The organism is Streptomyces sp. NBC_01431, from assembly GCF_036231355.1.
GTDB lineage: Bacteria > Actinomycetota > Actinomycetes > Streptomycetales > Streptomycetaceae > Streptomyces.
Map to the genome: position 1 here is coordinate 6,560,174 of NZ_CP109496.1, position 25,520 is coordinate 6,585,693.

The 25,520-nt window shown below is 71.5% G+C and carries 25 protein-coding genes and 2 pseudogenes; 18 read left to right on the forward strand and 9 right to left on the reverse strand.

Annotation, left to right across the window (positions count from 1 at the left end; genetic code table 11):
• Window positions 1-69 precede the first annotated feature (69 nt).
• The 5 genes from pheS to OG522_RS29940 all read left to right on the forward strand — a co-directional run bounded on the left by pheS (window position 70) and on the right by OG522_RS29940 (window position 7,190).
• Window positions 70-1,191 (forward strand): phenylalanine--tRNA ligase subunit alpha, encoded by a 1,122-nt coding sequence (gene pheS, locus OG522_RS29920; protein ID WP_329466139.1) that lies wholly within the window; start codon window positions 70-72, stop codon window positions 1,189-1,191.
• Window positions 1,191-3,719 carry a phenylalanine--tRNA ligase subunit beta gene (pheT, locus tag OG522_RS29925; RefSeq protein ID WP_329466140.1) on the forward strand — a complete coding sequence of 843 codons (2,529 nt, stop codon included), beginning with the start codon at window positions 1,191-1,193 and terminating at the stop codon, window positions 3,717-3,719. Before pheS ends, pheT begins: the two co-directional genes overlap by 1 nt.
• Before the next feature lie 229 nt (window positions 3,720-3,948).
• Window positions 3,949-5,010 (forward strand): PP2C family protein-serine/threonine phosphatase, encoded by a 1,062-nt coding sequence (locus OG522_RS29930; protein ID WP_329466141.1) that lies wholly within the window; start codon window positions 3,949-3,951, stop codon window positions 5,008-5,010.
• Between the two features lie 251 nt (window positions 5,011-5,261).
• Entirely contained in the window at window positions 5,262-6,602 is a 1,341-nt protein-coding gene (locus tag OG522_RS29935) for a transcriptional regulator (RefSeq protein WP_329466142.1), read from the forward strand.
• A gap of 51 nt (window positions 6,603-6,653) precedes the next feature.
• The gene (locus OG522_RS29940; protein ID WP_329466143.1) at window positions 6,654-7,190 is read left to right on the forward strand and encodes an NUDIX domain-containing protein; all 537 of its coding nucleotides are present in this window, start codon (window positions 6,654-6,656) and stop codon (window positions 7,188-7,190) included.
• A 12-nt stretch (window positions 7,191-7,202) separates the two neighbouring features.
• Here OG522_RS29940 and OG522_RS29945 read toward each other — a convergent pair whose 3' ends face one another.
• Window positions 7,203-7,460: a hypothetical protein gene (locus OG522_RS29945; RefSeq protein ID WP_329466144.1), complete on the reverse strand. Its 258-nt coding sequence runs from the start codon at window positions 7,458-7,460 to the stop codon at window positions 7,203-7,205.
• 192 nt (window positions 7,461-7,652) lie between these two features.
• A complete protein-coding gene (locus OG522_RS29950; protein ID WP_329466145.1) occupies window positions 7,653-8,513 on the reverse strand; it encodes a 3-hydroxybutyryl-CoA dehydrogenase in 861 nt (286 codons plus the stop codon).
• 164 nt (window positions 8,514-8,677) lie between these two features.
• On the opposite strand from OG522_RS29950, the gene OG522_RS29955 reads away from it, so the two are divergent.
• A complete protein-coding gene (locus OG522_RS29955) occupies window positions 8,678-9,934 on the forward strand; it encodes a glycoside hydrolase family 10 protein (protein ID WP_329466146.1) in 1,257 nt (418 codons plus the stop codon).
• A gap of 49 nt (window positions 9,935-9,983) precedes the next feature.
• On the opposite strand, the gene OG522_RS29960 is transcribed toward OG522_RS29955, so the two are convergent.
• Together OG522_RS29960 and OG522_RS29965 are read right to left on the reverse strand one after the other, a co-directional pair.
• Window positions 9,984-10,178 carry a DUF1918 domain-containing protein gene (locus OG522_RS29960; protein WP_329466147.1) on the reverse strand — a complete coding sequence of 65 codons (195 nt, stop codon included), beginning with the start codon at window positions 10,176-10,178 and terminating at the stop codon, window positions 9,984-9,986.
• Window positions 10,179-10,216: 38 nt separating this feature from the next.
• Window positions 10,217-11,134 (reverse strand): DMT family transporter, encoded by a 918-nt coding sequence (locus tag OG522_RS29965; protein ID WP_329466148.1) that lies wholly within the window; start codon window positions 11,132-11,134, stop codon window positions 10,217-10,219.
• On the opposite strand from OG522_RS29965, the gene OG522_RS29970 reads away from it, so the two are divergent.
• Both OG522_RS29970 and OG522_RS29975 read left to right on the forward strand, forming a co-directional pair.
• On the forward strand, window positions 11,133-12,569 hold the full coding sequence (locus tag OG522_RS29970; RefSeq protein ID WP_329466149.1) for an aminotransferase-like domain-containing protein: 1,437 nt from the start codon (window positions 11,133-11,135) through the stop codon (window positions 12,567-12,569). The two genes, OG522_RS29965 and OG522_RS29970, sit on opposite strands and share 2 nt — an antisense overlap.
• A gap of 152 nt (window positions 12,570-12,721) precedes the next feature.
• The gene (locus OG522_RS29975; protein ID WP_329466150.1) at window positions 12,722-13,153 is read left to right on the forward strand and encodes a GNAT family N-acetyltransferase; all 432 of its coding nucleotides are present in this window, start codon (window positions 12,722-12,724) and stop codon (window positions 13,151-13,153) included.
• Window positions 13,154-13,179: 26 nt separating this feature from the next.
• Here the strand turns inward: OG522_RS29975 and OG522_RS29980 are convergent, their stop codons facing one another.
• A complete protein-coding gene (locus OG522_RS29980; protein ID WP_329466151.1) occupies window positions 13,180-13,737 on the reverse strand; it encodes a sugar O-acetyltransferase in 558 nt (185 codons plus the stop codon).
• 230 nt (window positions 13,738-13,967) lie between these two features.
• Here OG522_RS29980 and OG522_RS29985 point away from each other — a divergent pair, with 230 nt between their 5' ends.
• The 3 genes and pseudogenes from OG522_RS29985 to OG522_RS29995 all read left to right on the forward strand — a co-directional run.
• On the forward strand, window positions 13,968-14,324 hold the full coding sequence (locus OG522_RS29985; RefSeq protein WP_329467794.1) for a YciI family protein: 357 nt from the start codon (window positions 13,968-13,970) through the stop codon (window positions 14,322-14,324).
• On the forward strand, window positions 14,321-15,565 hold the full coding sequence (locus OG522_RS29990) for an RNA polymerase sigma factor (protein ID WP_329466152.1): 1,245 nt from the start codon (window positions 14,321-14,323) through the stop codon (window positions 15,563-15,565). Before OG522_RS29985 ends, OG522_RS29990 begins: the two co-directional genes overlap by 4 nt.
• 47 nt (window positions 15,566-15,612) lie before the next feature.
• Window positions 15,613-16,071: pseudogene (locus OG522_RS29995) on the forward strand (alpha/beta fold hydrolase); the annotation flags it as partial.
• Between the two features lie 164 nt (window positions 16,072-16,235).
• Here OG522_RS29995 and OG522_RS30000 read toward each other — a convergent pair.
• Window positions 16,236-16,823, reverse strand: coding sequence for a TetR/AcrR family transcriptional regulator (locus OG522_RS30000; protein ID WP_329466153.1), 588 nt, complete (start codon window positions 16,821-16,823; stop codon window positions 16,236-16,238).
• 69 nt (window positions 16,824-16,892) lie between these two features.
• Here OG522_RS30000 and OG522_RS30005 point away from each other — a divergent pair, with 69 nt between their 5' ends.
• Window positions 16,893-17,786: an NADP-dependent oxidoreductase gene (locus OG522_RS30005; protein ID WP_329466154.1), complete on the forward strand. Its 894-nt coding sequence runs from the start codon at window positions 16,893-16,895 to the stop codon at window positions 17,784-17,786.
• Window positions 17,787-17,910: 124 nt separating this feature from the next.
• On the opposite strand, the gene OG522_RS30010 is transcribed toward OG522_RS30005, so the two are convergent.
• The 3 genes from OG522_RS30010 to OG522_RS30020 form a co-directional block, all read right to left on the reverse strand.
• Window positions 17,911-18,912 carry a MerR family transcriptional regulator gene (locus OG522_RS30010; protein WP_329466155.1) on the reverse strand — a complete coding sequence of 334 codons (1,002 nt, stop codon included), beginning with the start codon at window positions 18,910-18,912 and terminating at the stop codon, window positions 17,911-17,913.
• A 3-nt stretch (window positions 18,913-18,915) separates the two neighbouring features.
• Window positions 18,916-19,587, reverse strand: a complete 672-nt coding sequence (locus OG522_RS30015) for a HEAT repeat domain-containing protein (RefSeq protein ID WP_329466156.1) — start codon at window positions 19,585-19,587, stop codon at window positions 18,916-18,918.
• A gap of 130 nt (window positions 19,588-19,717) precedes the next feature.
• Window positions 19,718-20,182 carry a MarR family winged helix-turn-helix transcriptional regulator gene (locus OG522_RS30020; RefSeq protein ID WP_329466157.1) on the reverse strand — a complete coding sequence of 155 codons (465 nt, stop codon included), beginning with the start codon at window positions 20,180-20,182 and terminating at the stop codon, window positions 19,718-19,720.
• A 157-nt stretch (window positions 20,183-20,339) separates the two neighbouring features.
• On the opposite strand from OG522_RS30020, the gene OG522_RS30025 reads away from it, so the two are divergent.
• The 6 genes and pseudogenes from OG522_RS30025 (at window position 20,340) to argB (ending at window position 25,507) form a co-directional block, all read left to right on the forward strand.
• Window positions 20,340-21,323, forward strand: coding sequence for an amidohydrolase family protein (locus tag OG522_RS30025; protein WP_329466158.1), 984 nt, complete (start codon window positions 20,340-20,342; stop codon window positions 21,321-21,323).
• A gap of 77 nt (window positions 21,324-21,400) precedes the next feature.
• Window positions 21,401-22,114 carry an SDR family oxidoreductase gene (locus tag OG522_RS30030; RefSeq protein ID WP_329466159.1) on the forward strand — a complete coding sequence of 238 codons (714 nt, stop codon included), beginning with the start codon at window positions 21,401-21,403 and terminating at the stop codon, window positions 22,112-22,114.
• An 83-nt stretch (window positions 22,115-22,197) separates the two neighbouring features.
• Window positions 22,198-22,326: pseudogene (locus OG522_RS30035) on the forward strand (MerR family DNA-binding transcriptional regulator); the annotation flags it as partial.
• Between the two features lie 78 nt (window positions 22,327-22,404).
• Window positions 22,405-23,436, forward strand: a complete 1,032-nt coding sequence (gene argC / locus OG522_RS30040; RefSeq protein WP_329466160.1) for an N-acetyl-gamma-glutamyl-phosphate reductase — start codon at window positions 22,405-22,407, stop codon at window positions 23,434-23,436.
• Entirely contained in the window at window positions 23,433-24,590 is a 1,158-nt protein-coding gene (gene argJ / locus OG522_RS30045; RefSeq protein ID WP_329466161.1) for a bifunctional glutamate N-acetyltransferase/amino-acid acetyltransferase ArgJ, read from the forward strand. The genes argC and argJ overlap by 4 nt, the downstream gene beginning before the upstream one ends.
• On the forward strand, window positions 24,587-25,507 hold the full coding sequence (argB, locus tag OG522_RS30050) for an acetylglutamate kinase (RefSeq protein WP_329466162.1): 921 nt from the start codon (window positions 24,587-24,589) through the stop codon (window positions 25,505-25,507). Before argJ ends, argB begins: the two co-directional genes overlap by 4 nt.
• Window positions 25,508-25,520: the final 13 nt, after the last annotated feature.

Consider the following 25,520-nt stretch of genomic DNA (forward strand, 5'->3'; position numbering starts at 1 on the left):
TCGCGGGGACCCCCGGCTTGGGGGCACCTCCCAGCGTTGGCTGGGGGACAATCGGAAGCACGGGAAGAGATGTCGGCACCCAATAAGTCGTACGACCCTGTTGAGGTCGAGGCGCTGAAACCGGAAGAGATCGAGCGCATGCGGGACGAGGCGCTTGCCGCCTTCGCCGCCGCGAGCGACCTCGAAGCGCTCGCCCAGGCGAAGACCGCGCACACCGGAGGCACCTCGCCCCTCTCGCTCGCCAACCGCGAGATCGGCGCGCTGCCGCCGCAGGCCAAGGCCGCGGCCGGCAAGCTCGTGGGCATGGCCCGCGGCGCCGTGAACAAGGCCCTGACCGCCCGCCAGGCCGAGCTGGAGGACGAGCGGGACGCCCGCGTCCTGGTCGAGGAGGCGGTGGACGTCACGCTGCCCCACGACCGGGTACCGGCCGGCGCCCGCCACCCGCTGACCACGCTCTCCGAGCGCATCGAGGACGTCTTCGTGGCCATGGGCTACGAGGTCGCCGAGGGCCCCGAGGCCGAGGCCGAGTGGTTCACCTTCGACGCGCTCAACATCGGCCCGGACCACCCGGCCCGCACCGAGCACGACACCTTCTTCGTGCAGGGACCGGAGGGTTCCGCGAACTCCGGCGTCGTGCTGCGCACGCACACCTCGCCCGTGCAGATCCGCTCGATGCTCGACCGCGAGCCGCCGGTGTACGTGATCTGCCCCGGCCGCGTCTACCGCACCGACGAGCTCGACGCCACGCACAGCCCGGTCTTCCGCCAGGTCGAGCTGCTCGCCGTCGACGAGGGCCTCACCATGGCCGACCTCAAGGGCACCCTCGACCACATGGTCAAGGCGCTCTTCGGCGAGGACATCAAGACGCGGCTGCGGCCGAACTTCTTCCCGTTCACCGAGCCGTCCGCCGAGATGGACATGGTCTGCTACGTCTGCCGCGGCGAGTCCGTCGGCAACCCGGACCGCCCCTGCCGCACCTGCTCCTCCGAGGGCTGGATCGAGCTCGGCGGCTGCGGCATGGTCAACCCGAAGGTGCTCACCGCCTGCGGCGTGGACCCCCAGAAGTACAGCGGATTCGCCTTCGGCTTCGGCATCGAACGGATGCTGATGTTCCGCCACAACGTCGAAGACATGCGAGACATGGTCGAGGGTGACGTCCGGTTCACCCGGCCGTTCGGGATGGAGATCTGATGCGGGTCCCGCTTTCTTGGCTGCGGGAGTACGTCGACCTGCCGGCCACCGAGACCGGCCGCGACGTGCAGGCCAAGCTCGTCGACGCCGGCCTTGAGGTCGAGACCGTCGAGCAGCTCGGCGCCGGGCTCAAGGGCCCGCTCGTCGTCGGCAAGGTCCTCACCATCGAGGAGCTGGAGGGCTTCAAGAAGCCCATCCGCTTCTGCACGGTCGACGTCGGTCAGGCCAACGGCACCGGCGAGCCCCAGGAGATCGTCTGCGGCGCCCGCAACTTCGCGGTCGGCGACAAGGTCGTCGTGGTGCTGCCCGGCGCCGTGCTGCCCGGTGACTTCGCGATCGCCGCGCGCAAGACGTACGGCCGGACCTCGCACGGCATGATCTGCTCCGGCGACGAGCTCGGCATGGGCCCGGACACCACCGGCGGCATCATCGTGCTGCCCCCCGAGCACGAGGTCGGCACCGACGCCATCGCGCTGCTCGAACTCGTCGACGAGGTCCTCGACATCGCGGTCACCGCCAACCGCGGCGACTGCCTGTCGATGCGCGGCGTCGCCCGCGAGACGGCCATCGCCTACGGCCTGCCGCTGCGCGACCCGGCTCTGCTCGACGTGCCCGCGCCCAACTCCTACGGCTACCCGGTGAAGATCGCCGACCCGATCGGCTGCGACCGCTTCACCGCGCGCACCGTGACCGGTCTCGACCCCGAGGCCCGCTCGCCGATCTGGCTCCAGCGCCGGCTGCAAAAGGCCGGGATGCGTCCGATCTCGCTCGCCGTCGACATCACCAACTACGTGATGATCGAGCTCGGCCAGCCGCTGCACGCCTACGACCGCACCCGGGTCGAGGGACCCATCGGGGTCCGCCGGGCCGAGCAGGGCGAGCTCCTCGTCACCCTCGACGGCACCAAGCGCAAGCTGGACGCCGCGGACCTGGTCATCACCGACAGCCGGGGCCCCATCGGGCTCGCCGGTGTGATGGGCGGTGCCAACACCGAGATCGCCGACTCCGTCGCGGACCCCGAGACCGGCGTGGTCGCGGGCACCACCGACGTCGTCATCGAGGCCGCGCACTTCGACGCGGTGGCCATCGCCCGCACCGCGCGCCGCCACAAGCTGTCCTCCGAGGCGTCCAAGCGCTTCGAGCGCGGCGTCGACCCGCAGGCCGCGGCGGCCGCCGCCCAGCGGACCGTCGACCTGCTCGTGCTGCTCGCGGGCGGCACGGCCGAGGCCGGCGTCACCGAGATCGTCTCGCCGTCCGCGCCGCGCACCATCGCCATGCCCGCGGACCACCCGGACCGCGTGGCGGGCATCGAGTACGGCCGCGAGACCGTCGTACGCCGCCTCCAGGAGGTCGGCTGCGACGCGTACGGGCAGGACGAGCTGATCGTCACCGTGCCGTCCTGGCGCCCCGACCTCGCCGAGCCCAACGACCTCGCCGAAGAGGTCATCCGTCTGGAGGGCTACGCCAACCTGCCCTCCACGCTGCCCAAGCCGCCCGCCGGACGTGGTCTGACGGAGCGTCAGCGCCTGCACCGCCGGGTCGGCCGCGCGCTCGCCGGGGCCGGGTACACCGAGGCGCCGAGCTACCCGTTCATCGCCGAGTCGGTCTTCGACCAGCTCGGGCTCGACGCCCAGGACCCGAACCGCCGCGTCGTGAAGCTGGTCAACCCGCTCAGCGACGAGGAGCCGGCGCTGCGCACCACGCTCCTGCCGGGGCTGCTCGCCACGCTGCGCCGCAACGACGGCCGCGGCAGCCACGACCTGGCGCTCTTCGAGACGGGCCTGGTCTTCCACCCGTCGGCCAACCCGGGTGTCGCCGCCCGGCTGCCGGTCGACCGCCGCCCCACCGACGAGGAGATCGCCGGCCTCGACGCCGTGCTGCCCGTGCAGCCGCGGCACGTCGCCGTCGTCATCGCCGGTGCCCGCGAGCAGGCCGGCTGGTGGGGCAAGGGCCGCCCGGCCGACTGGGCCGACGCGGTCGAGGCCGCCCGGACCGTGGCCCGTGAGGCAGGGCTCGAACTCGCCGTGGACCAGGGCCAGTACGGCCCCTGGCACCCGGGCCGCTGCGCCGAGCTGTACGTGTTCCCCGAGGGCGTCAAGACCCTCGTCGGGCACGCCGGCGAGCTGCACCCGCGCGTCGTCAAGGCGTTCGGGCTCCCCGCCCGCAGCTGCGCGATGGAGCTCGACCTGGACCTCCTGGAGCGGGCCGCCGAGGGCGCCGTGCAGGCACCCTCGATCTCCACCTTCCCGGTGGCCACCCAGGACGTGGCGCTCGTCGTCGACGCCGGTGTCCCGGCCGCCGCGGTGGAGAACTCCCTGCGCATCGGCGCCGGTGAACTCCTTGAGTCCATCCGCCTGTTCGACGTCTACAGCGGCGAGCAGGTCGGCGAGGGCAAGAAGTCGCTGGCGTACGCGCTGCGGTTCCGTGCCGCCGACCGCACCCTGACCGTCGAGGAGGCATCCGCCGCCCGCGACGCGGCGGTGGCTCTCGCGGCCGAGCACACGGGCGCGGTGCTGCGCGGGGCGTAGCCCGCGCGAGAACGGACCGACAGGGGCGTACCGGGGTTCCCGGTGCGCCCCTGTCGCCGTCCACGGACGAGCCCTGGCGATCTCACTCGTTCGGGTGAGAAGTCCGGTCGAGCTGCGCAAAAGGATGCGGGCGGTCGAAAGAATCAACCCGGCCGTGCAGGCCGGTGCGGCTTCCGGCCCCTGCGGTCCCGAGTACTACAGGGCGCAGTGGCGTAGGGGGGCCGACGGCATGATCCGTACACCGGGTAGGACCTCGGCCTGCGCGGCCGCACTCCGCTCCCGCCGGGCCTTCGCCCTCGTCCTGCCGTCCTGCTGGCTCGTCCTGGTCGTCGCCTGGCAGCTGGGCTGCCCGCTGGCCGGCGAGAGCGGCATGGGCCTGCGGATCGCCACCTGCCTCGCCTTCCTGATCGCCGTGGTGTGGCTGGCCAACGGTGTACGGGTCACGGCGGAGCGGGAGCTGCGGCGGATCCGGCACATCGCCGAGGTCACCCAGCGGGTGCTGCTGAGGCCGCCGCCCCCGCGGCTCGACGGGATCGCGCTCGCCGCCGGACAGCTCTCCGCGAGCCGCGGGGCATCGGTCGGCGGCGACCTCTACGAGGTGATGTCGACGCCGTACGGGGTGCGCGTCGTGATGGGCGATGTACGCGGCCACGGGCTCGCGGCGATCGGCGCGGTCGCCGCGGTGCTCGGCAGCTTCCGCGAGGCCGCCCACGACGAGCCCCAACTGGCCGGTGTACTGCGGAGGTTGGACCGGACGCTGGCCCGGCATCTGCGCGAGCGCTGCCGCGCCGAGCACCCGGCCGCGGGCGGCGGCGACCCGGAGAGCCCGCTCGCGGAGGAATTCGTCACCGTACTGCTCCTGGAGATCGCTCCCAACGGCGATGTGCACGCCCTCAACTGCGGCCACCCCTGGCCCCATCGGCTCGGCCTCGGCGTGCGTCAGCTCAGCCCCGGCGACCCGCTGCCGCCGCTCGGCCCCTTTCCGCTCCCGGCCGAACTGCCCTCGCTGCACTGCACCCGGCTGCTGCCCGGCGAGGCGCTGTGCCTGCACACCGACGGCGCCGAGGACGCCCGCGACGGCGCCGGCCGCTTCTTCGCGCTGCGCGACGCGCTCGCGGCCGCAGCGTCGCCCGTGTCGCCGCGCCGTGTGGTGGACGAGGTGCAGCGGGCGCTGCTGCGGCACACCGGCGGCCGGCTCTCGGACGATGTGGCCCTGCTGGTCCTGCGCAACGACCGGGTCCGGGTGCCCGTCCAGTCGACGGCCGGTGGCACGGCCCGGGTCGGCCATTGACGTGTGGGGCGCCGTCGCCCTGCCGGGAGTGCCGGGCAGCGCGGACAGGGCGGACGGCGCCGGGTGCGGGCCGCCGCACTGTACGAGGGGGAGCCGGCGGCCCGGCCGCCTCGCTGAGGAGGCGGTTCCGAGTCAATCGACTGGCGGCGCCCACGGGCAGAGAGCGCGGCGCGTAAATGCGGGTACTCGGTTCACACCCCGTGTGAACCGGGCTCCATTACGCTGACCCCACCGAGCCAACGGAGGGCCTCATGCAGCCCAATACCCTGCTCGACGCGCTGGTGGACGAGGCGGGGATCTCGCACGCGGGGCTCGCGGCCCGGGTGAACCAGGCGGGCCGGGCCAGAGGTCTCGCACTCAGATACGAACACACCGCGGTGGCGCGGTGGTTGAAGGGCCAGCGGCCGCGCGGCCAGGTGCCCGACCTGATCTGCGAGGTGCTCGCGGGCCGGCTGCGCCGCCGGGTCACCCTCGACGACGTGGGCCTCGGGGTGCCGGGGGAGCCGCTCTCCGCGCACGGCTCGCCGCTCGCCGGATTCGTGGAGCGGGCCACCGCCCTGTGGCGCTCGGACGAACAGCAGCGCACCCACATACTCGACGCCCCGGCCGTCACCGGCACCCCGGCCGTGATGCCCGTCTGGGAGTGGGAGAACCCGCCGGAGGACACCGACGTCTCCCGCAACGGCCAGACCGCGGTGGGCGAGTCCGACATCGAGATGCTGCGGGCGGCGCGCGAACACTACGAGCTGATGTACCGCAAGGCGGGCGGCATCGCCACCCGTTCCCGCATCGTCGGATTCCTCAACGCCGAGACCGCCCCCTTACTTCGCGGCGGCTACACGGACGCCACCGGGCGCCAACTCCACCGCGCCACCGGCGGGTTGGTGGCCATCGCAGGAATCTGTGCGTACGACTCCAACGCCCAGGGCCTCGCCCAGCGCTACTTCCACCAGGCGCTGCGGCTCGCGAAGGCCAGTGGGGACAGGGGACTTGGGGCTTATGTCATCGCGCTGCTCGTCAACCAGTCGCTGTTCATGCGGGACCACCGCCAGGCGGTCGCCTTCGCGGAGGCGGCCCTGCGGGCGGCGGGCGGGCGCCTGAGCCCCGCGCTCGCGGCCGACCTGCACGCCATGCAGGCCAAGGCGTACGCGCATCTGGGAGACGGCCACAGTGCGCTGTCCTCCATCAGGAGCGCCGAGTCGGCGGCGGGGCGGATCAGGCCGGGCCAGGAGCCGGCCGAGACCGGTTATGTGCAGCCGGGCCTGGTCAACGTCCAGGTGGCCGAGGCCCTGCTCAGCCTCGGCGATCTGACGGCCGCGCGCGAACAGGCGGCGCTGGCTGCCGATGAGCCCTCCCACGACAGGGGCAGGGTGCACCGCCTTGCGATGCTCGCGCAGATCGAGCTGCGGCAGGGCGAAGCGGACCGGGCCGTGGCCACCGCGGTCGAAATGGCGGAGCGGGCCCGGGGGATGGAGTCGCAGCGATTGCGTGACCGGCTGCGCCTGGTGCGCGAGCACCTGGTCGAGAGCGGTTGCGCCGGCGCCGAGGAAGCCGCCGAGCTGATCGACGGGGCGCTTCGCGTTCCGCTCTGACCGTCAGCCTGCTGCGATATTGCCATCTACTTGTCGGAAGGTGGCAGAAACGTGCAGTGGACGAACCTGAGCGAACAAACTGTGTATGAGAATCGCTGGTTCCGGGTCAACCTCGCGGACGTAGAGCTTCCGGACGGGCGACACCTGGACCACTTCCTGATCCGGCTGCGGCCGGTCGCCGTGGCAACCGTCGTCAACGAGGCCAACGAGGTGCTGCTGCTCTGGCGGCACCGGTTCATCACCGACAGCTGGGGCTGGGAGCTGGCCGCCGGAGTCGTCGAGGACGGCGAGGACATCGAAGCCGCCGCGGCCCGCGAAATGGAGGAGGAGACCGGCTGGCGGCCGGGGCCGCTCAAGCCCCTGCTCACCGTCGAGCCGGCCAACGGGCTCATCGACGCCCGGCACCATCTGTTCTGGTCCGAGTCGGCCGAGTACATCGGCCACCCCGAGGACGACTTCGAGTCGTCGCGACGTGAGTGGATACCCCTCAAACTGGTGCCCGACATGGTCGCCCGGGGGGAGGTACCGGCCGCCAACATGGCGGCCGGACTCCTGCTCCTGCACCATCTGCGGCTCGCCGACGGCTGACCGCGGACCCCGCTAGTGACCGAGGGCCTGCCATACGGCGAGCGAGAGCGCGCCGAGGGCGCTGAGTACGGTGATGGCGGGCAGCGGCCACCTCATGTGTTCGAGGGCCGCCACCCGTCCCACCAGAGCGGTCAGTTCGCGCTCGGTCTGCTCACCCCGCTGGGCGAGCAGCGCGTGCTGCCCGTCCATGCGGGTCAGGCCGACGTCCAAACAGCGGCGTAACTCCGCGAGTTCGTCGACGGTCGTCGGATGTCCCGGGTCGGTGGACACGGCGTGGCTCCTTAGTCCTGCTCCGGACGTGCCATTGATGTGATGGCTTCGAGTCAACTAGCCGTGTTCCAGGGACGGGAGAGTGTGCGATGGGCATATGCGGGCTCGTTCCGCACACCCGGTGTGCGCGGAACGAGCCCGGCCCGTGCCTTTCGGGCGTACCCCTGCGGAGCAGGAGGTAGGCCGCCCAACTCAGGCGTACGAGTAGAAACCGGACCCGGTCTTGCGGCCGAGGCGGCCCGCGTCGACCATGCGCTGGAGCAGCGGGGGAGCGGCGTACAGCGGCTCCTTGAACTCGTCGTACATCGAGTCCGCGACCGAGGCGACGGTGTCCAGGCCGATGAGGTCGGACAGCTTCAGCGGGCCCATCGGGTGGGCGCAGCCCAGCTCCATGCCGTTGTCGATGTCCTCACGGCTGGCGATGCCCGACTCGAACATCCGGATCGCCGAGAGCAGGTACGGGATGAGCAGTGCGTTGACCACGAAGCCCGAGCGGTCCTGGGCGCGGATCGAGTGCTTGCCGAGCACCTTCTCGACCAGGACCTGGGCGCGGCTGATGGTGCCCTCGGAGGTGGTGAGCGCGGGAATCAGCTCGACCAGCTTCTGCACCGGGGCCGGGTTGAAGAAGTGGATGCCGATGACCTGGTCGGGGCGCGAGGTCGCGACCGCGAGTTTCACCAGCGGGATCGAGGAGGTGTTGGAGGCCAAGATCGCGTCCGGGCGGGTCACCACCTGGTCGAGGATCTGGAAGATCTCGGTCTTGACCTGCTCGTTCTCCACGACGGCCTCGATCACGAGGTCGCGGTCGGCGAACTCGCCGAGGTCGGTGGTGAAGCTGAGCCGGCCGAGCGTCGCGTCGCGCTCCTCCTCGGTGATCTTGCCGCGTTCGGCGGCCTTCGAGAGGGAGTTGTGGAGCCGGGTGCGGCCGATCTCCAGGGCCTCGCCGGTGGTCTCGGCCACCATGACGTCCAGGCCGCTGCGGGCACAGACCTCCGCGATGCCCGCGCCCATCTGGCCACAGCCCACAATTCCGACGCGTTCGATGTCGGTCACATCGTGCCTTTCGCTCTACTGCGGTCCCCGGCGGGTCCCCCGTGTGATTCCGGCGCCCGCCTTCGGCCCTTGACGTTACTCCGGACGCGCGAGTGCATGAGCTGCCGGGGCGGGCCTGCGGTCCGGTACACCTGGGACATCCGACCGGATCGAGGGGTGCGAACGTGGGACTAATCACTCGGCGGGGCTTCGTGGCGGGCACGGCGGGAGCGCTGAGCGGGCTCATCGCGGCCGAAGGGGCATTCGCCTCGGACCGTGACGAAACATCGCAAAAGCCCGTGCGGGCGGCGGCCACGGAAACGCGGCCCGAGTTCCGCGGCGTATGGCTGGCGAGCGTGGCCAACCGGGACTGGCCCTCCAAGCCGGGCCTGACCGCCGCCGCCCAGCGCGCCGGGCTCCTCGCCCACCTGGACAAGGCGGCCGAGCGCCGGCTCAACGCGGTGCTCCTCCAGGTCCGCCCGACCGCAGACGCCCTCTGGCCGTCCCCGTACGAGCCCTGGTCGCAGTGGCTCACCGGGGAGCAGGGCGAGGATCCCGGCTGGGACCCGCTGGGCACCGCCGTCGCCGAGGCACACCGGCGCGGCCTGGAACTGCACGCCTGGTTCAACCCGTACCGGATCGCCAACCACACCGACCCCACGCGGCTCGTCGCGTCACACCCCGCGCGCGTTCACCCCGACTGGGTCGTCCCGTACGGCGGCTCGCTCTGCTACAACCCGGGCCTGCCCGAGGTCCGCCGCTTCGTCCAGGACGCCATGCTGGACGCCGTACTCCACTACGACCTCGACGGGGTGCACTGGGACGACTACTTCTACCCCTATCCGGTGGCCGGCCAGAGCTTCGACGACGACGAGGCCTACGCGCGCTACGGCTCCGACTTCGCGGACCGGGACGCGTGGCGGCGCGACAACATCGACCTGCTCGTGTGCGAGACGGCCGCCCGGATCAAGGCGCACAAGCCCCAAGTCCGGTTCGGGATCAGCCCGTTCGGGGTGTGGCGCAACGCCGCGAGCGATGAGCGCGGTTCGGCGACCTCGGCCGGTGCGCAGAGCTATGACGACCTGTACGCGGACACCCGAAGGTGGGTGCGCGAGGGATGGCTCGACTACATCTGCCCGCAGCTCTACTGGAACATCGGCCTGCCCGCCGCCGACTACGCCGTCCTGGTGGAGTGGTGGGACGAGGTCGTCCGGGGCACCGGTGTCGACCTGTACATCGGGGAGGCGCTGTACAAGGCGGGTGATCCGGCCCAGCCCGCCGCCTGGCAGGACCCGGCCGAACTGTCCCGCCACCTGACCCTGGCCCAGCGGTACGCCTCGGTGCGCGGGCACTGCTTCTTCGCCGCGAAGGAGGTCACCGCGGACCGGATCGGGGCCATGGCCCGCGTCGTCGCCGACCACTACCCCGTTCGGGGCCGCTGAGGGGCCCGGACCGCGGGGCCCTCAGTGCGGGGCCCGCGACCGTACGCCGCTACGCGTCCTCGGCGATGTGCCGCACCACCGTGTCCGGACCCGGTGACATCAGGGTTTCGTGCCCGTCCTCGAACCGGACGCGGAACGGCGGAGTGCCGTCGGGTCCGAGGACCTCGATGACCTCGGCCTGCCGGTCGTGCTGGCCGACGGTCCTGCCGTGTACAAGGATTCGATCGCCCACGGTTGCTCGCATGCGGCCAGTCTAGGGCGGCACGCGAATGTCGCCACCGGTCAGGATCTGGCCCGCTGGGTCACCGCGATGCACACCAGGACGCCGACGGCGGCGAGCGGCGCGGCCGGGGACAGGTGCTCGCCGAGCAGCAGCACCGACCAGACGAGGGTGAGCAGCGGCTGGGCCAGCTGGAGCTGACTGGCCTTGGTGACACCGATGGCGGCCATGCCCCGGTACCAGAGGTAGAGGCCGAGGAAGGTGGAGGCGCCGGCCACCCAGAGCAGCCCAGCGGCCCCGTGCACGGTGAGGTGCCAGGGTTCGAGGGTGAGGCCGAGGACGGCGCCGGCCAGGGCGAGCGGGACGCAGAGCACCAGGGCCCAGCCGACGACCTGCCAGCCCGGTATCAGCGCGGAGAGCCGGCCGCCCTCGGTGTATCCGGCCGCGCACAGCAGGAGTGCTCCGAACAGGTAGAGGTCTGCCCGTGACAGCGAGCCGCCGCTCTGCTCGACGGTGAAGGCGACCACCACCGCGGCACCGGCGAGCGCGGCCGCCCAGAAGGCGCGCGAGGGCCGCCGCCGGGTGCGGACCGCCGCGAAGGCGGCCGTGGTGAGCGGCAACAGCCCCACCACGACGGCCGCGTGCGAGGTCGTCGCCGTTCCGAGCGCCAGTGTGGTCAGGACCGGGAAGCCGATCATCACTCCCGCCGCGACCACCGCGAATCCGGCCCAGTGCGACCGGTCGGGGAAGGGCGCCCGGCCCCGCCACAGGAAGGCCCCGGCGAGCAGTGCGGCGATCAGCAGGCGCAGCGAAACCATCGACCACGGGCCGAAGCTCTGAAGTCCCCACGCGGTGCTGGGAAAGGTCAGCGAGAACGAGAGCACGCCGAGCGCCGCGAGTGCCGTCCCGCGCGGGACGGCACTGCCGTCGGTGGCGACCGCTATCGACCTGAGGGGAGTAGCGCTATTCTGTGCTGTCATGCACGAGCGTAGCAGTGTCACGGAACTGGCAGAATCCCTGCGGGTCGAACTGGACCGCTACCCGGTGGGCGGAAAGCTGCCGTCGAGCCGGGCCCTGGTCGAGCGCCATCGGGTATCGCCGGTGACGGTCTCCCGCGCGCTCGCCCAGCTCGTCGCCGAGGGCCTGGTCGTCACCCGGCCCGGCGCCGGCGCCTACCGCGCCGAGCCGCGCACGCTCACCGCGCGCCCCGGCGACACCTCCTGGCAGGAGGTCGCGCTGAGCGCCGACGGCGCCACGGACCCGGCTCCGCGCGCGGTCGACGCCGGCGGCGTCCTGGTCAGCCTCACCGCACCGCCGACCGGTGTCATCGACTTCAGCGGCGGCTATCTCGACCCGGGCCTGCGGCCCGAGCGGGCCATGGCCGCCGCCCTCGCACGGGCCGGGCGCCGCCCCGGAGCCTGGGGGAGCCCACCCGTGGACGGGCTCACCGAGCTGCGTTCATGGTTCGCCCGCGAGATCGGCGGCACGCTCACCGCCGCCGACGTCCTGGTCACCGCGGGCGGCCAGACCGCGCTGACCACCGCGCTGCGCGCGCTCGCCGCACCCGGCGCCCCCGTCCTGGTCGAATCACCCACCTACACCGGCATGCTGGCCATCGCCCGCGCCGCGGGCCTGCGCCCCGTCCCGGTCCCCGTCGACCCCGACGGCGTACGCCCCGAACTCCTCGCGCGGGCCTTCCGGGCCACCGGCGCCCGCGTCTTCGTCTGCCAGCCCCTCTTCCAGAATCCGACCGGCGCCCTCCTCACCGCAGACCGCGGCCGCGAAGTGGTCGACATCGCGCACTCCTTCGGCGCGTTCGTCGTCGAGGACGACTTCGGCCGCCGGCTGGTCCACGAGGATGCGCCCGCACTGCCCGCCCCGCTCGCCGCCGACGACCCCGACGGCGTCGTCGTCCATGTCTCCTCCCTCACCAAGGCGACCTCGCCGAGTCTGCGGGTCGGTGCGCTCGCCGCCCGCGGGCCCGTGCTTGAACGGCTGCGCGCCATCCAGGTCGTCGACTCGTTCTTCGTTCCGCGCCCCTTGCAGGAGACCGCCCTCGAACTCGTCGGATCCCCGGCCTGGAGCCGTCATCTGCGGGGCGTCTGCGCCGAGTTGACGGCGCGCCGACAGACCCTGGCCGCCGCCGTCCTGCGCCACCTCCCCGAGATCGCCCTGCCCCACATCCCCTCCGGCGGCTACCACCTGTGGCTCCGGTTGCCCGAGGGCGCCGGTGAGGCCGCCTTCCTGTCCGCGGCGCTGCGCGCGGGCGTCGCCGTCACCCCCGGCCGCCCCTACTTCAGCGCGGAGCCCCCCGCCGCCCACATCCGCCTCAGCTTCGCGGGCGTGGCCGGCCGCACGGAGATCACCGAAGGCGTGCGCAGACTGCGCACCGCGCTGGACGAAGTGCTGGGCTAGGGGCGGGATATGAGGGTGGCCGCCCGGCCGCACGCCGCGGGCGGCCCGGGGCGTACGGCCTCGTACCAGAGGTGGTCCGGCGCGTTCGTTTTCATGGGAACAGCGTGGCATCCGCCACTGACAATCGGCCCGGCACCTGCGAGGCTCCGGGCATGAGCGATGTGATCTTCCGTGAGTACGTGATCTCCAGCGACCCCGCGCGCATCGACCCGGCCCGGGTCCACCACTGGCTGTCCACCGACGCCTACTGGGCGCTCGGCCGCAGCCGTGCGAAGCAGGACGCCGCGATCGCCGGTTCCCTCAACTTCGGTGCGTACGACCGGAGTTCGGGTGAGCAGGTCGCCTATGCGCGGATCGTCACCGACCACGCCACCTTCGCCTGGCTCTGCGACGTGTACGTCGATCCCGCCGTGCGTGGCAACGGGCTCGGCACCGCGCTGGTGACCGCGGTGCGCGACGAGCTGGAGCCTGCCGGGCTGCGCCGGGTCCTGCTCGCCACCGCGGACGCGCACGGTGTCTACGAGAAGATCGGTTTCCGCACCCTGGAGACGACGGACAAATGGATGGCGCTGGGCGTCCAGTAGCCCCGCACCCGCAAGGCCCCACGGGATCAGGGCAGTTCGCGCACGATCCGGGCCGGGTTGCCCACCGCGAGGACGTTCGGCGGCAGGTCCCTGGTGACGACGGCGCCCGCACCCACCACCGTGTTGGCGCCGATCGTCACGCCGGGGCAGACGATCACCCCGCCGCCCAGCCACACGTTGTCCCCGATGGTGACGGGCTCGGCCTTCTCCCAGCCCGCCCGTCGCCGTTCGGTGTCCAACTCGTGGGTGGGCGTGAGGAGTTGGACGTACGGCCCGATCTGGACATCGGCGCCGATGGTGATCCGGCCGGTGTCCAGGAAGACGGCGCCGAAGTTCACGAACGTACCGGCGCCGATGCTGATGTGGTAGCCGAAGTCGCACTGGAACGGCGCTCTGATCCGGGTCGACGCGTCCACCGAACCCAGCAGTTCCGTCAGGATCCTGTGCCGCTCGGCCGGCGGTGCCGCACCCGCCGCGTTGAAGGCGGCGCACAGGGCGATGCGGCGCTCGGTGTCGGCGGCGAGTTCCGGGTCGTCGGGGATGTACCACTCGCCGGCCAGCATCAGCCGCTTGTTCTCACCCACAGGGTGTCCTCCCAGCTCGGTTGCCCGGAACCGTACGACATCCACCGGCCGACCGGAGTGCCGGACCCGACGCGAGGCAGGAGGCCGTCCCGGCGAGCTCGGGCGGTGGCGCGGAAAAATTTCGCCTCGCGGGCGCGCCCCGTGTCGATCCGGCGCCCTCCCGTTCGTATAGAGAGTGAAGGCGCCCGGGTGGGCGCCACCGTCCGAGGAGAAGAACAGCGATGACGAACATGAAGCACTACCTGCTCAGCGTGCTCCAGCCGGCCGACGGGACGCCGCCCCCGCCCGAGGAGATGGCGCGCATCACGGCGAACCTTGAGGTCTTCCACCAGGAGCTGAAGGACGCCGGGGCCTGGGTGTTCGCGGGGGGCCTCGCCGCCCCGAGCACCGCCACCGTGCTCCGCGCGAAGGGCGGCGACGTGCTGACCATCGACGGTCCCTACATCGAGAGCAAGGAGTATCTCGGCGGGCTGTGCATCGTGAAGGCGCCCGACCTCGACGCCGCGCTGGAATGGGGCCGCAAGGCCAACCGCGCGACGACGCTCCCCATCGAGGTGCGGCCCTTCCACGGCCGTCCCGAACAGTGACGCGGCCCGAGCCACTGGGGCAAGCCGCGATCGAACGGGTCTTCCGCGCGGAGTACGGCCGCGCGGTGGCCGTCCTGATCGGCGCCCTCGGCGACATCGACCTCGCCGAAGAGGCCGTGCAGGAGGCGTTCACGACGGCGGTGGCCCGGTGGCCCGCCGAGGGGCTGCCGCCGAGCCCGGCGGGCTGGATCATCACCACCGCCCGCCACCGGGCCGTCGACCGGCTGCGCAGGGAGGCGACCCGCGCGGACCGGCAGGCCGAGGCCGCCCGCCGCGAGCAGCTGTACGCCACCGACGACCCCGCCGAGGAGGGTCCCGTGCGGGATGACCGGCTCCGCCTGATCTTCACCTGCTGTCACCCCTCGCTGGCCCCGACCGCCCAAGTCGCCCTGACGCTGCGGCTGTTGGGCGGCCTCACCACCGCGGAGATCGCCCGCGCCTTCCTCGTGCCCGAACCGACCATGGCCCAGCGCCTGGTGCGGGCCAAGGGCAAGATCCGCGATGCCCGCATCCCCTACCGCGTCCCGCACGAGGCGGACCTGCCGGACCGGCTCGACGCGGTGCTCGCCGTCGTCTACCTGATCTTCAACGAGGGGTACGCGGCGAGCTCGGGCGAGCGTCTCGTGCGGGAGGACCTGTGCGCGGAGGCCGTGCGTCTTGGCCGGCTCCTCGTGGAGCTCATGCCCGACGAGCCCGAGGCCCTCGGCCTGCTCGCGCTGATGCTGCTCACCGAGGCGCGCCGGGCCTCCCGCACGACCCCGGACGGTGACCTCGTGCTCCTCGCCGACCAGGACCGCACCCGCTGGGACCGTGAACTCATCGCACAGGGGCAGGAGTTGGTGCGCCGCTGCCTGCGCCGCAATCGGCCGGGCCCCTACCAGATCCTGGCCGCCATCAACGCCGTGCACAGCGACGCCGGGTCGGCCGCGACGACGGACTGGCACCAGATCAGGGCCCTTTACGACCAACTGCTCGCCCTCGCCCCGACGCCGGTGGTGGCCCTGAACCGGGCGGTCGCGGTCGCCGAGACGCAGGGTCCGGCCGAGGCCCTCGCGCTGGTCGACGCGCTCGCCCTGGACGCCTACCACCTCTTCCACGCCACCCGCGCGGACCTGCTGCGCCGCCTGGGCCGTGGCGAAGAGGCGGCGAGGGCCTACCGGAGTGCGCTCGACCGGACCGGCAACGCGGCTGAACAGGCCTTTCTGCAAAGGCAGTTGGAGGCGCTGGGCGGGGACGGCTGAGGTCTGCCGCAGCTGCCGGATTTGCCAAACCGGCAAGAAGCCTCGCCGTACGCGGCTGGCTCGCCGGTTCCACGCCGCGCTCTGCGCCGACACCATGCCCGGACCCGCCGCCCCGACCCGCACTTCGCCGGCCGGGGCGGCGGCACCCTGCGCCAGCGCTTCCCCACGGGCCGGCTGCCCGGCTGGCTCGGCGAGGACGAACTCGACCTGTACACGGGGGAGTTCGAGCGGACGGGCTTGACGGGTGCGCTCAGCCGATACCGCACCATGGACCGGGACCGGGAGGGCCTGGCCGCCCACGTTGGCGCCCCCGTCACCCAGCCGTCCCTGTTCATCGCAGCCCTGGACGCCTCCACCACCTGGCTGGCGGATGCGATCCGGCCTTTCCCGTCACCCTGCCGGGCCTGGTCTCCTCGCACCTGCTCGACGGCTGCGGCCACTGGATCCAGCAGGAGCGCCCCGACGAGGTGAACCGCATCCTGATCGACTGGCTCGGCGCGCTGTAGCCGAACGGGCGAACCGCCCGCCCAGGTGATGTTTCAGTCGGCCCCGTAGGAACCGGCGCCGGTCCCGCACGGGGCGGGCAGGTCGGGGCAAGGCTCAACTCCCTTGCCCCGCAGGCCGGTTGACTCCCATGGTTCGCCGTCGCCTGTCCCGGCGGCGACGAACGTCATGCGCGGGGAGAAGGTCGGGTGACTTTCCAGGCCGCCTCGATCATCCGGAAGATCTCGTCCACCGCGGCCTGGGGATCGTCCGCCTCGCGGGCCAGTGAATAGGCGTCGATCACGAACCTCGCGATCGTCCGGCAGGCCGTCGTGCTCTGTGTCAGGTCGGGATCGGCGGCGATGGCCGCTGCCAGCGACTCCGCGTGGCGCAGCCGCATCGACTCCTCGTACTCCCGCAGGGCGCGTGACTCGTCGATCATGCGGTAGATCGGGGCGGTGCCGTCCCCCGTGCAGTGCCGGACCATGGCCTGGATCTCGCGGCGCAGCGCGGGGATGAGCGGCTCGTGCGGCGCCCGGCCGGTGGCCGCGAGGGTGAGCCGTTGCTCGAAGTCCGCGTCCTGCTCGAACACCAGGGCCTCTTTCGAGGCGAAGTGGGAGAAGAGCGTGGTGACGGCCACGTCGGCCTCCGCGGCCACCTCGCGGATCCCCACCGCGTCGTACCCGCGTTCCAGGAAGAGCCGAAGCGCGGTGTCGGCGATCTTCTGGCGGGTCGCGGCCTTCTTGCGCTCGCGGCGTCCGGACGGTTCGGTCATGGCCTAACGCTATCAGGTATGAAACAACAACCGTTGTTAATTCATAACCGTTATGGTTATGTTCGCGGCATGAAGAAAGTGAGCTTCGCCGAGTTCGGCGGTCCGGACGTCCTGCAACTCATAGATGCCGAGGAGCCCCACGCGGGTCCTGGCCAGATCCGCATCGCCGTGCGCGCGGCGGGCGTGAACCCCGTCGACTGGAGGGTCCGCGAAGGCCAGATCCTGAAGGCCCATCCGATCGAGTTGCCCGCCGGGGTCGGGCTCGACGCCTCCGGGGTGGTGGACGAGGTGGGCGAGGGCGTCGAAGGGGTCGAGGTCGGCGACCGCGTGTTCGGCGAAGGGTCGAGTACGTATGCGGAGTTCGCCGTGCTGTCGGCCTGGGCCCGTATGCCCGAGGGCCTGACGTTCGAAGAGGCGGCCGGGTACCCCTCCGTGGTGGAGACCGCGCTGCGCGTCATCCGCGAGGTCGGTGTGCGGTCCGGGCAGACGCTGCTGGTCAGCGGCGCGTCCGGGGGAGTCGGCTCGGCGGTGCTACAGATCGCTCGCGAGCGCGGCATCACGGTGATCGGCACCGCCGGGGCCGCAAACCAGGACTATCTGCGGAGCCTGGGTGCCCTCGCGGCGACGTACGGCGACGGCTGGGCCGAGCGGGTGCGGCGGCTCGGCCGTGTCGACGCGGCTCTCGATCTGGCCGGGTCGGGCGTGATCCGCGAACTCGTCGAACTGACCGGGGACCCGCACAAGGTGGTCTCCATCGCCGATCTCGGCGCGCCGGAGTTCGGTGTCCGGTTCTCCGGCGTGGCCGGGAGCGTGCCCCGAGCGCTCGCCGAGGCCGCCGACCTCATCTCGCGGGGAAAGTTGCACATCCCGGTCGAGAAGTCGTACACGCTGGCCGAGGCCGCGACGGCGCACATCGACAGCCAGGCCGGTCACACGCGCGGGCGCCGGGTCGTGGTCGTCTGACCGGCTCCTGCACCGTCGTTGGAGGGCGGTAGGCCGCCTCAGCTGCTCAGCCCCGTGCGATGGGGCTGAGCGGCCCGGAACCCCTTGGCCCCGGTCGCGCCCGGGGCATCCAGGGCGAGATCCGTCACCGTGTCTCGCGTAGCCGAATGAGGTACGCCGCAGTCAGCGCAACGGCTCGGTCCCCGTCCTGCGACAGCTCCACGAGGGCTCGTGAGGACGTCGTCCCCGGGATGCCCGCCAGCGCCTGGGTCAACCGTCCGCGGGCAGGCGCTTCGGTGCTGTCGTGGGCGAGGCGGTCCACGAGCCGGGTCGCGATCCGCTCCGCCGCCGCGGGGTCGTCCGCCAGCACGCTCAGCGCATCGGCCGCGTCGGTGTCGTTCCTCCCCTCCACGATCATGTCGATGAGCGTCGGGACCGCCTCGGCCACTCCGCGTGTCCCGAGCGCCAGAGCCGCGTGCCCGCGGACGACGGCATCGGGACTCGCGAGGGCGTCCCGCAGCAGCGCGGCCGCCTCGCCACCGGGCATCTCGGCGAGGGACAGAACCGCACGCTCGCGCACCGCGGCCACGGGCGAGCCGAGGCCCTCGGCCAGCAGTGCCGGGCCGCCGTCGCCCGATCGCGCCAGCGCCCAGCGAAGGGCTCCGGCGACGTTCGGCTCCGTCTCGCTCAGTGCCGCCTCGACCAGGGCCGCCACCGGCACCGTGACCGCGACCGGGGAAAGCGCCGCGCTCTGGCGCGCGTCGGCACTCTTCGATCCCAGGGCCTGGAGGAGCGCGACCACCTGGAGGACGTCCTCCCAGCCCGCGGGTTCCGCGGCGTCGATCCGGCGCAGTCGCGTGAGCAGTTCGGTCTCGGCGGCGATGCGTTCGCGAGTCTGATGGATGAGGTCGCCGACGAGCGCGGAGGGCGTGAAGCCGGGATCGTCGAGCGCGCGCCCGATCTCACGCAGCGAAAGGCCCAGCGACCGCAGGCTCTCGATGTGGAAGATCCGCCGGATGTCCTGGCCGGAGTACTCCCGATAGCCGGAGCCCGTACGACCCGAAGGCCGCACCAGGCCGAGCGACTCGTAGTGCCGGAGCATGCGGGCGCTGACCCCGGACCGTCGCGCCACCTCGCCGATCAACACGTCCTATCGTCCCTCCCGGCCGGACCCGCCGAGGGCGACGACGCGCTTGGCCTCCTCGATCGCGAACTCGAACCCGGTGTCCGGCTCGCGCAGCAGCCGTTGGGTGGCGAGCGCGTGTGCGCGCACCCGGGGGTCGGGGGCCGTCGTCGCGGCATGCAGAGCCGGCCCGGTCAGTTCACCCAGCGCGACCAGGGCCCGGCTGAGACTCAGCTGCAACTCCCGCTCACCGCGCCCGAGTTGCGTCGCCAGTATCACGGCCAGGGCGGACTCGCCGCCTTCCGGTACGAGCACGACCGCGGCCCGCCAGGCGCTCCGCGCCACCTCGTCGTCGGCGTCGGACAACAGTGCCCGTGTGATGGCCGGCCACGCCTGGCGGTCCCCGATCTTGGACAACGTGTGCAGCGCCTGGCTGCGTGCCTGCGCACGCTCCGAGCGGACCTCGCGGACCAGGGCGGGGAGCGTGATCGACACCGGGTGGCGGGTGAGCGCCCAGGTCAGCATCTCGCGAACGGCGAAGTCGGGCTCGATCGCGCAGCGTTCGACGAGCTTGGCGACGAAGCGCGGGTCAGGTGTCGTGCCGATCGCCATGGCGGCCCGCAACCGCTCGGACGATCGGCCGTTCTCCAGTCCTTGGAGCACTGGTACCGCATCGGTGTCCTGCCTCGTGGTCGTCATCGAGACCACCTCCTCGGTCAGCAGTGAAGACCCTGTCACCGTGTCAAGGTCAAAAAACAGGGCCCGCTTCGCGACCACGCGTCGCCGGGTGCGTCCCGAGCGCCAACCGGAACGCCGAGTGGGTCGGACCTCAGCGGCCTGTTCGGTCGCGGTCCGCGCCGCCGCGCATTCGATCGAGGAGCTGCGACTCGATGCGGCGCAGGGTGGCGATCACCGCGTCCGTCTCAGCGGCATCGGGGACTGCCTCGCCCAGGAGGCGGCTCCAGGTGTCCTGGAGGTAGCCCAGGTTTTCGCCTGCCTTCTGCGTCGGATACAGGCGCACGCGCCGGGCGTCGTCGGGATCGGCTTCCCGGCGCACCAGCCCCTTCTGCTCCAGCTTGCGCAGCGCCCGGCTGAAGTTGCTGGAGATCAGCCGGGTCGCCTCGGCAGCCTGGGTGGACGTGGCGCCCGGGTGGTGGTCGATGTAGCGCATGACCGCCGCTTCGAGCGGCGTCCACGGCTCCGCCGCGTTCGCCTTGGCGGCGTGAAGGTGCCGACTGATCGCCAGGATCAGGTCGGCGAGCTCGAACAGTCTGGCCTTCTGCTTGTCATCCACGTCCACCATGGTATTTTACCTGTCAAATGATAGCTGTCATTTGACAGGTAACTGGCCCTCCGTGTGAGGTGAGGACCAGTAATCCCGCCAACTCCCCCTCCATCCGATCCGGTAGCGCGCACGAGTGTGCGCTCGCGACACCGAAGGAACGCTGACCATGCCCCTCATCGGCATCGAAGAGCACTGGATGCTGCCGGAGCTGACCTCCGCCCTCAAGGCCGTGTCCCACCCCGACGAGAGCCTCTTCTTCAACGAGCGCGGTGACGCCGCTGAGCGGCTCGAAGACCTCGGCGCCGGGCGGATCGCCGCCATGGACGCCCAGGGCATCGACCTGGCCGTCCTCGCCCTGACCCCGCCGGGAACCCAGGCACTGCCCGCCCAGGAGGCCGTCGCACTCAGCCGCCTCGCGAACGACACCGCCACCGAAGCGGTCCGCACCCACCCGGCACGGTTTCGGTCCTTGTCGACCCTGCCGCTCTCGTCCCCGCCGCATGTCGCCGCCGAGCTCGAACGCGCCGCGGCTCAGGGGCATGTGGGAACCATGGTCTACGGCCGGTCCGGCGACCGCTTTCTCGACGATCCCGTATACGACGAGTTCTTCGCCGCCGCCGCCGAACTGCGCCAGCCGGTCTTCATCCACCCGCAGATTCCCTCCGACGCGCTGCGCGATGCCTCCTACCGCGGCTTTGATCCCATGACCGACCTGGGCCTGGCCACCTTCGGCTGGGGCTGGCACGTGGAAGCGGCGACCGCGGCGCTGCGACTCATCCTGCGCGGCACCTTCGACCGCCACCCCGACCTGCGGATCGTGCTGGGCCACTGGGGCGAGCTACTTCCCTTCTGGCTCGACCGTGCCGACAGCCTCTCCCGCCTCGCCGGCCTCAAGCGGCCGGTCTCCGACTACATCCGCACCAACGTCTTCCTCACGACCTCGGGAATGCTCAACCCCGCCCTGCTGCACCACGCCCTGACGGTGACGACCACCGACCGGCTGATCTTCTCCACCGACTACCCCTTCCAGCAGCCCACCCGAGCCGAGATCGACGCCTTCTTCGGTCACCTCGCCACCGACGCCGACCGGCGCAAGGTCCGCTCGGCCAATGCCGCCGCCCTCTTCGGCATCGACCACACCGACCTCTGACCGGCAGCCCGATCCAGCCAGTGTTCGCCACTCCGACCTCGCATGAGGCCACACGACAGTTACGGAGAGGACGCGACATGTCGCAGCCCACCACAGACCAGCACACCCCCACCGCCCTGATCGCCGGAGCCTCCCGTGGGCTTGGATGTGCCATGGCCGCCGAACTCGCCGACCGGGGCTGGTGGGTCATCGGCACCGTCCGGGGCACCACCCGGACCCCCCTGCACGACCTTGCCGACCGCCACCCCGAACGCGTCCGCGTCGAGCACCTCGACATCACCGAGCCCGAAGAACTCACGCCCCTGTACGAGCGCCTGGCCGGACAGCGGCTCGACATCCTGTTCGTCAACGCGGGCATCACCGACAAGGGGCAGGCTCCCATCGGAGCCGTCCCCACCCAGGACTTCGTCGATGTCATGGTGACCAACGCGCTCAGCCCCCTGCGCGTCATCGAGGCCCTCGACGACCTGGTCACTCCCGGCGGCCTGATCGGCGTGATGTCCTCGGGCCAGGGCAGCATCACCAACAACACGCGCGGACTGCACGAGCTGTACCGCGGCAGCAAAGCCGCACTCAACATGTTCATGCGCAGCTACGCCGCCCGCCAGACCGACCCCGACCGCGCCCTGCTCCTCATGGCCCCGGGCTGGATCCGCACCGCCCTCGGCGGCGACGACGCCCGGTACACCGTGGAGGAGAGCACCCCGCTCCTCGTGGACGTACTGCTGACCCACCTCGACACGAAGGGCCTGGCATATCTGGACCGCTTCGGCGAGCCCGTCCCCTGGTGACGCCACGAAGCGGCTGTGACATGGACGGACAGGGGCCCCTCCGGACATCGGGTCGGAAGTCAACACCGGCTCTTGACCCTCACGTGTCGTCAGGCTCCCTAGTCGGTGCCGCGGAAGATCACTGGACCGCGGGACGCGTGGCCGAGCTGGCCGGCGTGAGCGTCCGCACGCTGCACCACTACGACGAGTTCGGGCTCGCGCGCCGCGGCGCGACGAGTTGGTACTGCGGAACCTTTGCATAAAACTGCATAGATGCGTATAGTCATGCCATCACCGAGGAGGATGGATTCATGGCAGCGGTACGTGCGGCAGTAGCGGGGGCCAGTGGGTATGCGGGCGGGGAGCTGCTGCGTCTGCTGCTCGGGCACCCTCAGGTCGAGATCGGCGCGCTGACGGCGAACTCCAATGCCGGTCAGCCGCTCGGTTCGCTCCAGCCGCATCTCGTGCCGCTCGCCGGACGCATCCTGGAGCCGACCACCGCCGAGGTGCTGGCCGGGCACGACGTCGTTTTTCTGGCGCTGCCGCACGGGCAGTCCGCGGCCGTCGCCGAGCAGCTCGGCGATGACGTACTGGTCATCGACATGGGCGCCGACTTCCGGTTGCGCGACGGGGGCGACTGGGAGAAGTTCTACGGCTCGGCGCACGCCGGGTCCTGGCCCTACGGGCTGCCCGAACTGCCCGGCGCGCGCGCCGCGTTGGAGTCGACCCGGCGCGTCGCCGTGCCCGGCTGCTACCCGACCGCCGTCTCCCTGGCGCTCTTCCCTGCCTACCTGGGCGGACTCGTGGAGCCCGATGCCGTGATCGTCGCGGCCACCGGCACCTCCGGCGCGGGCAAGGCGCTCAAGCCGCACCTGCTCGGCAGCGAGGTGATGGGCTCGATGTCGCCGTACGGCGTCGGCGGCGGCCACCGGCACACCCCCGAGATGATCCAGAACCTGAGCGCCGTGGCGGGCGAGGCCGTCACGGTGTCCTTCACGCCCACGCTCGCGCCCATGTCCCGCGGCATCCTCGCCACCTGTTCCGCCAAGGCGAAGCCCGGCGTCAGCGCCCAGAGCGTGCGGGCCGCGTACGAGAAGGCCTACGCGGACGAGCCGTTCGTCCACCTGCTCCCCGAGGGGCAGTGGCCCGCCACCGCCTCCGTCTACGGGTCCAACTCCGTTCAGGTGCAGGTGACTTACGACGAGGGCGCCGGGCGCGTCATCGCCATCGGCGCCATCGACAACCTCACCAAGGGCACCGCCGGCGGCGCGGTGCAGAGCATGAACATCGCCCTGGGGTTCGAAGAGACCCTGGGCCTGACGACGATCGGAGTTGCGCCGTGAGCGTGACCGCAGCGAAGGGATTCACGGCGGCGGGCATCGCCGCCGGGATCAAGCAGAACGGCAACCCGGACCTGGCCCTCGTGGTCAACACCGGGCCCCGCCGCGCCGCCGCGGGCGTCTTCACCTCCAACCGCGTCAAGGCCGCGCCGGTCCTGTGGTCCGAGCAGGTACTCAAGGGCGGCGAAGTGAGCGCGGTCGTCCTCAACTCCGGTGGCGCCAACGCCTGTACGGGCCCCAAGGGCTTCCAGGACACCCACGCCACCGCCGAGAAGGTGGCCGAGGTACTCGAAGGGCACAGCGCGGGCGAGGTGGCCGTCGCCTCCACCGGGCTCATCGGCATCCTGCTGCCGATGGACAAGCTCCTTCCCGGCATCGAGCGGGCGGCCGCCGAACTCTCCCCGCACGGCGGTGAAAAGGCCGCCATCGCCATCAAGACCACCGACACCGTGCACAAGACCAGTGTCGTCACGAAGGACGGCTGGACCGTCGGCGGCATGGCCAAGGGTGCGGGCATGCTCGCCCCGGGGCTCGCCACCATGCTCGTCGTACTCACCACCGACGCCGACCTGGATGCGGCCACCCTCGACAAGGCGCTGCGTGACGCGACGCGGCAGACCTTCGACCGGGTCGACTCCGACGGCTGCATGTCCACCAACGACACCGTGCTCCTGCTCGCCTCCGGGGCGTCCCAAGTGGCCCCCGAATACGGCGAGTTCGCCGAAGCCGTGCGGACCGTCTGCGACGATCTGGCCCGCCAGCTCATCGGCGACGCGGAGGGCGCGTCCAAGGACATCCGCATCGAGGTGATCAACGCCGCGACCGAGGACGACGCCGTCGAGGTCGGGCGCTCCATCGCCCGCAACAACCTCCTCAAGTGCGCCATCCACGGCGAGGACCCCAACTGGGGCCGGGTGCTCTCCGCGATCGGCACGACCAGGGCCGCCTTCGACCCCGACCGGCTGAACGTCGCCATCAACGGCGTATGGGTCTGCCGGAACGGCTGCGTCGGCGAGGACCGCGACCTGGTCGACATGCGCTACCGCGAGGTCAAGATCACCGCCGACCTCGCCGCGGGCACCAGTGACCCCGTCGTCATCTGGGCCAACGACCTCACCGCCGACTACGTCCACGAGAACAGCGCGTACAGCTCATGAGCACTCGCAAACACACCGCACTGCCCAAGGTGCAGATCCTCATCGAGGCGCTGCCCTGGCTGACCCGGCACCACGGCAAGACCGTGGTCATCAAATTCGGCGGCAACGCCATGATCGACGAGGAGCTGAAGGCCGCCTTCGCCCAGGACGTGGTGTTCCTGCGCCAGTCCGGCCTCAAGCCCGTCGTCGTGCACGGCGGCGGACCGCAGATCAGCGCCCAGCTCGACAAACACGGCCTGGTCAGCGAGTTCAAGGCGGGCCTTCGGGTCACCACGCCCGAGGCCATGGACGTGGTGCGCATGGTGCTCGCCGGGCAGGTGCAGCGCGAACTGGTCGGGCTCCTCAACCAGCACGGTCCGCTCGCCGTCGGCATGACCGGCGAGGACGCGCACACCATCACCGCGACCCAGCACCGCCCCGAGATCGACGGCGAACTGGTCGACATCGGCCGGGTCGGGCAGATCACCGCGATCGACCCGGGCGCCATCAAGGCGCTCCTGGACGACGGCCGGATCCCGGTCGTTTCCTCGATCGCCCGCTCCCAGGACGACGGACATGTCTACAACGTCAATGCTGATACGGCGGCTGCGGCACTTGCGGCTGCGCTGGGCGCCGAGACCCTGATGGTCCTCACCGACGTCGAGGGCCTGTACGAGGACTGGCCCAACAGCGACGAAGTGATCAGTAAACTGACGGCCAGTCAGCTGGAGAAGCTGCTGCCCGAGCTCTCCAGCGGCATGGTCCCCAAGATGGAGGGCTGTCTGTTCGCCGTGCGCAACGGGGTCAACACCGCGCGCGTCATCGACGGGCGGGTCCAGCACTCGATCCTGCTGGAGATCTTCACCGACGAGGGCATCGGCACGATGGTCGTGCCCGACAGGCCACACGCAAGCGACGGACAAGGGGGAGCGCGGTGAGCAACGAGGAACT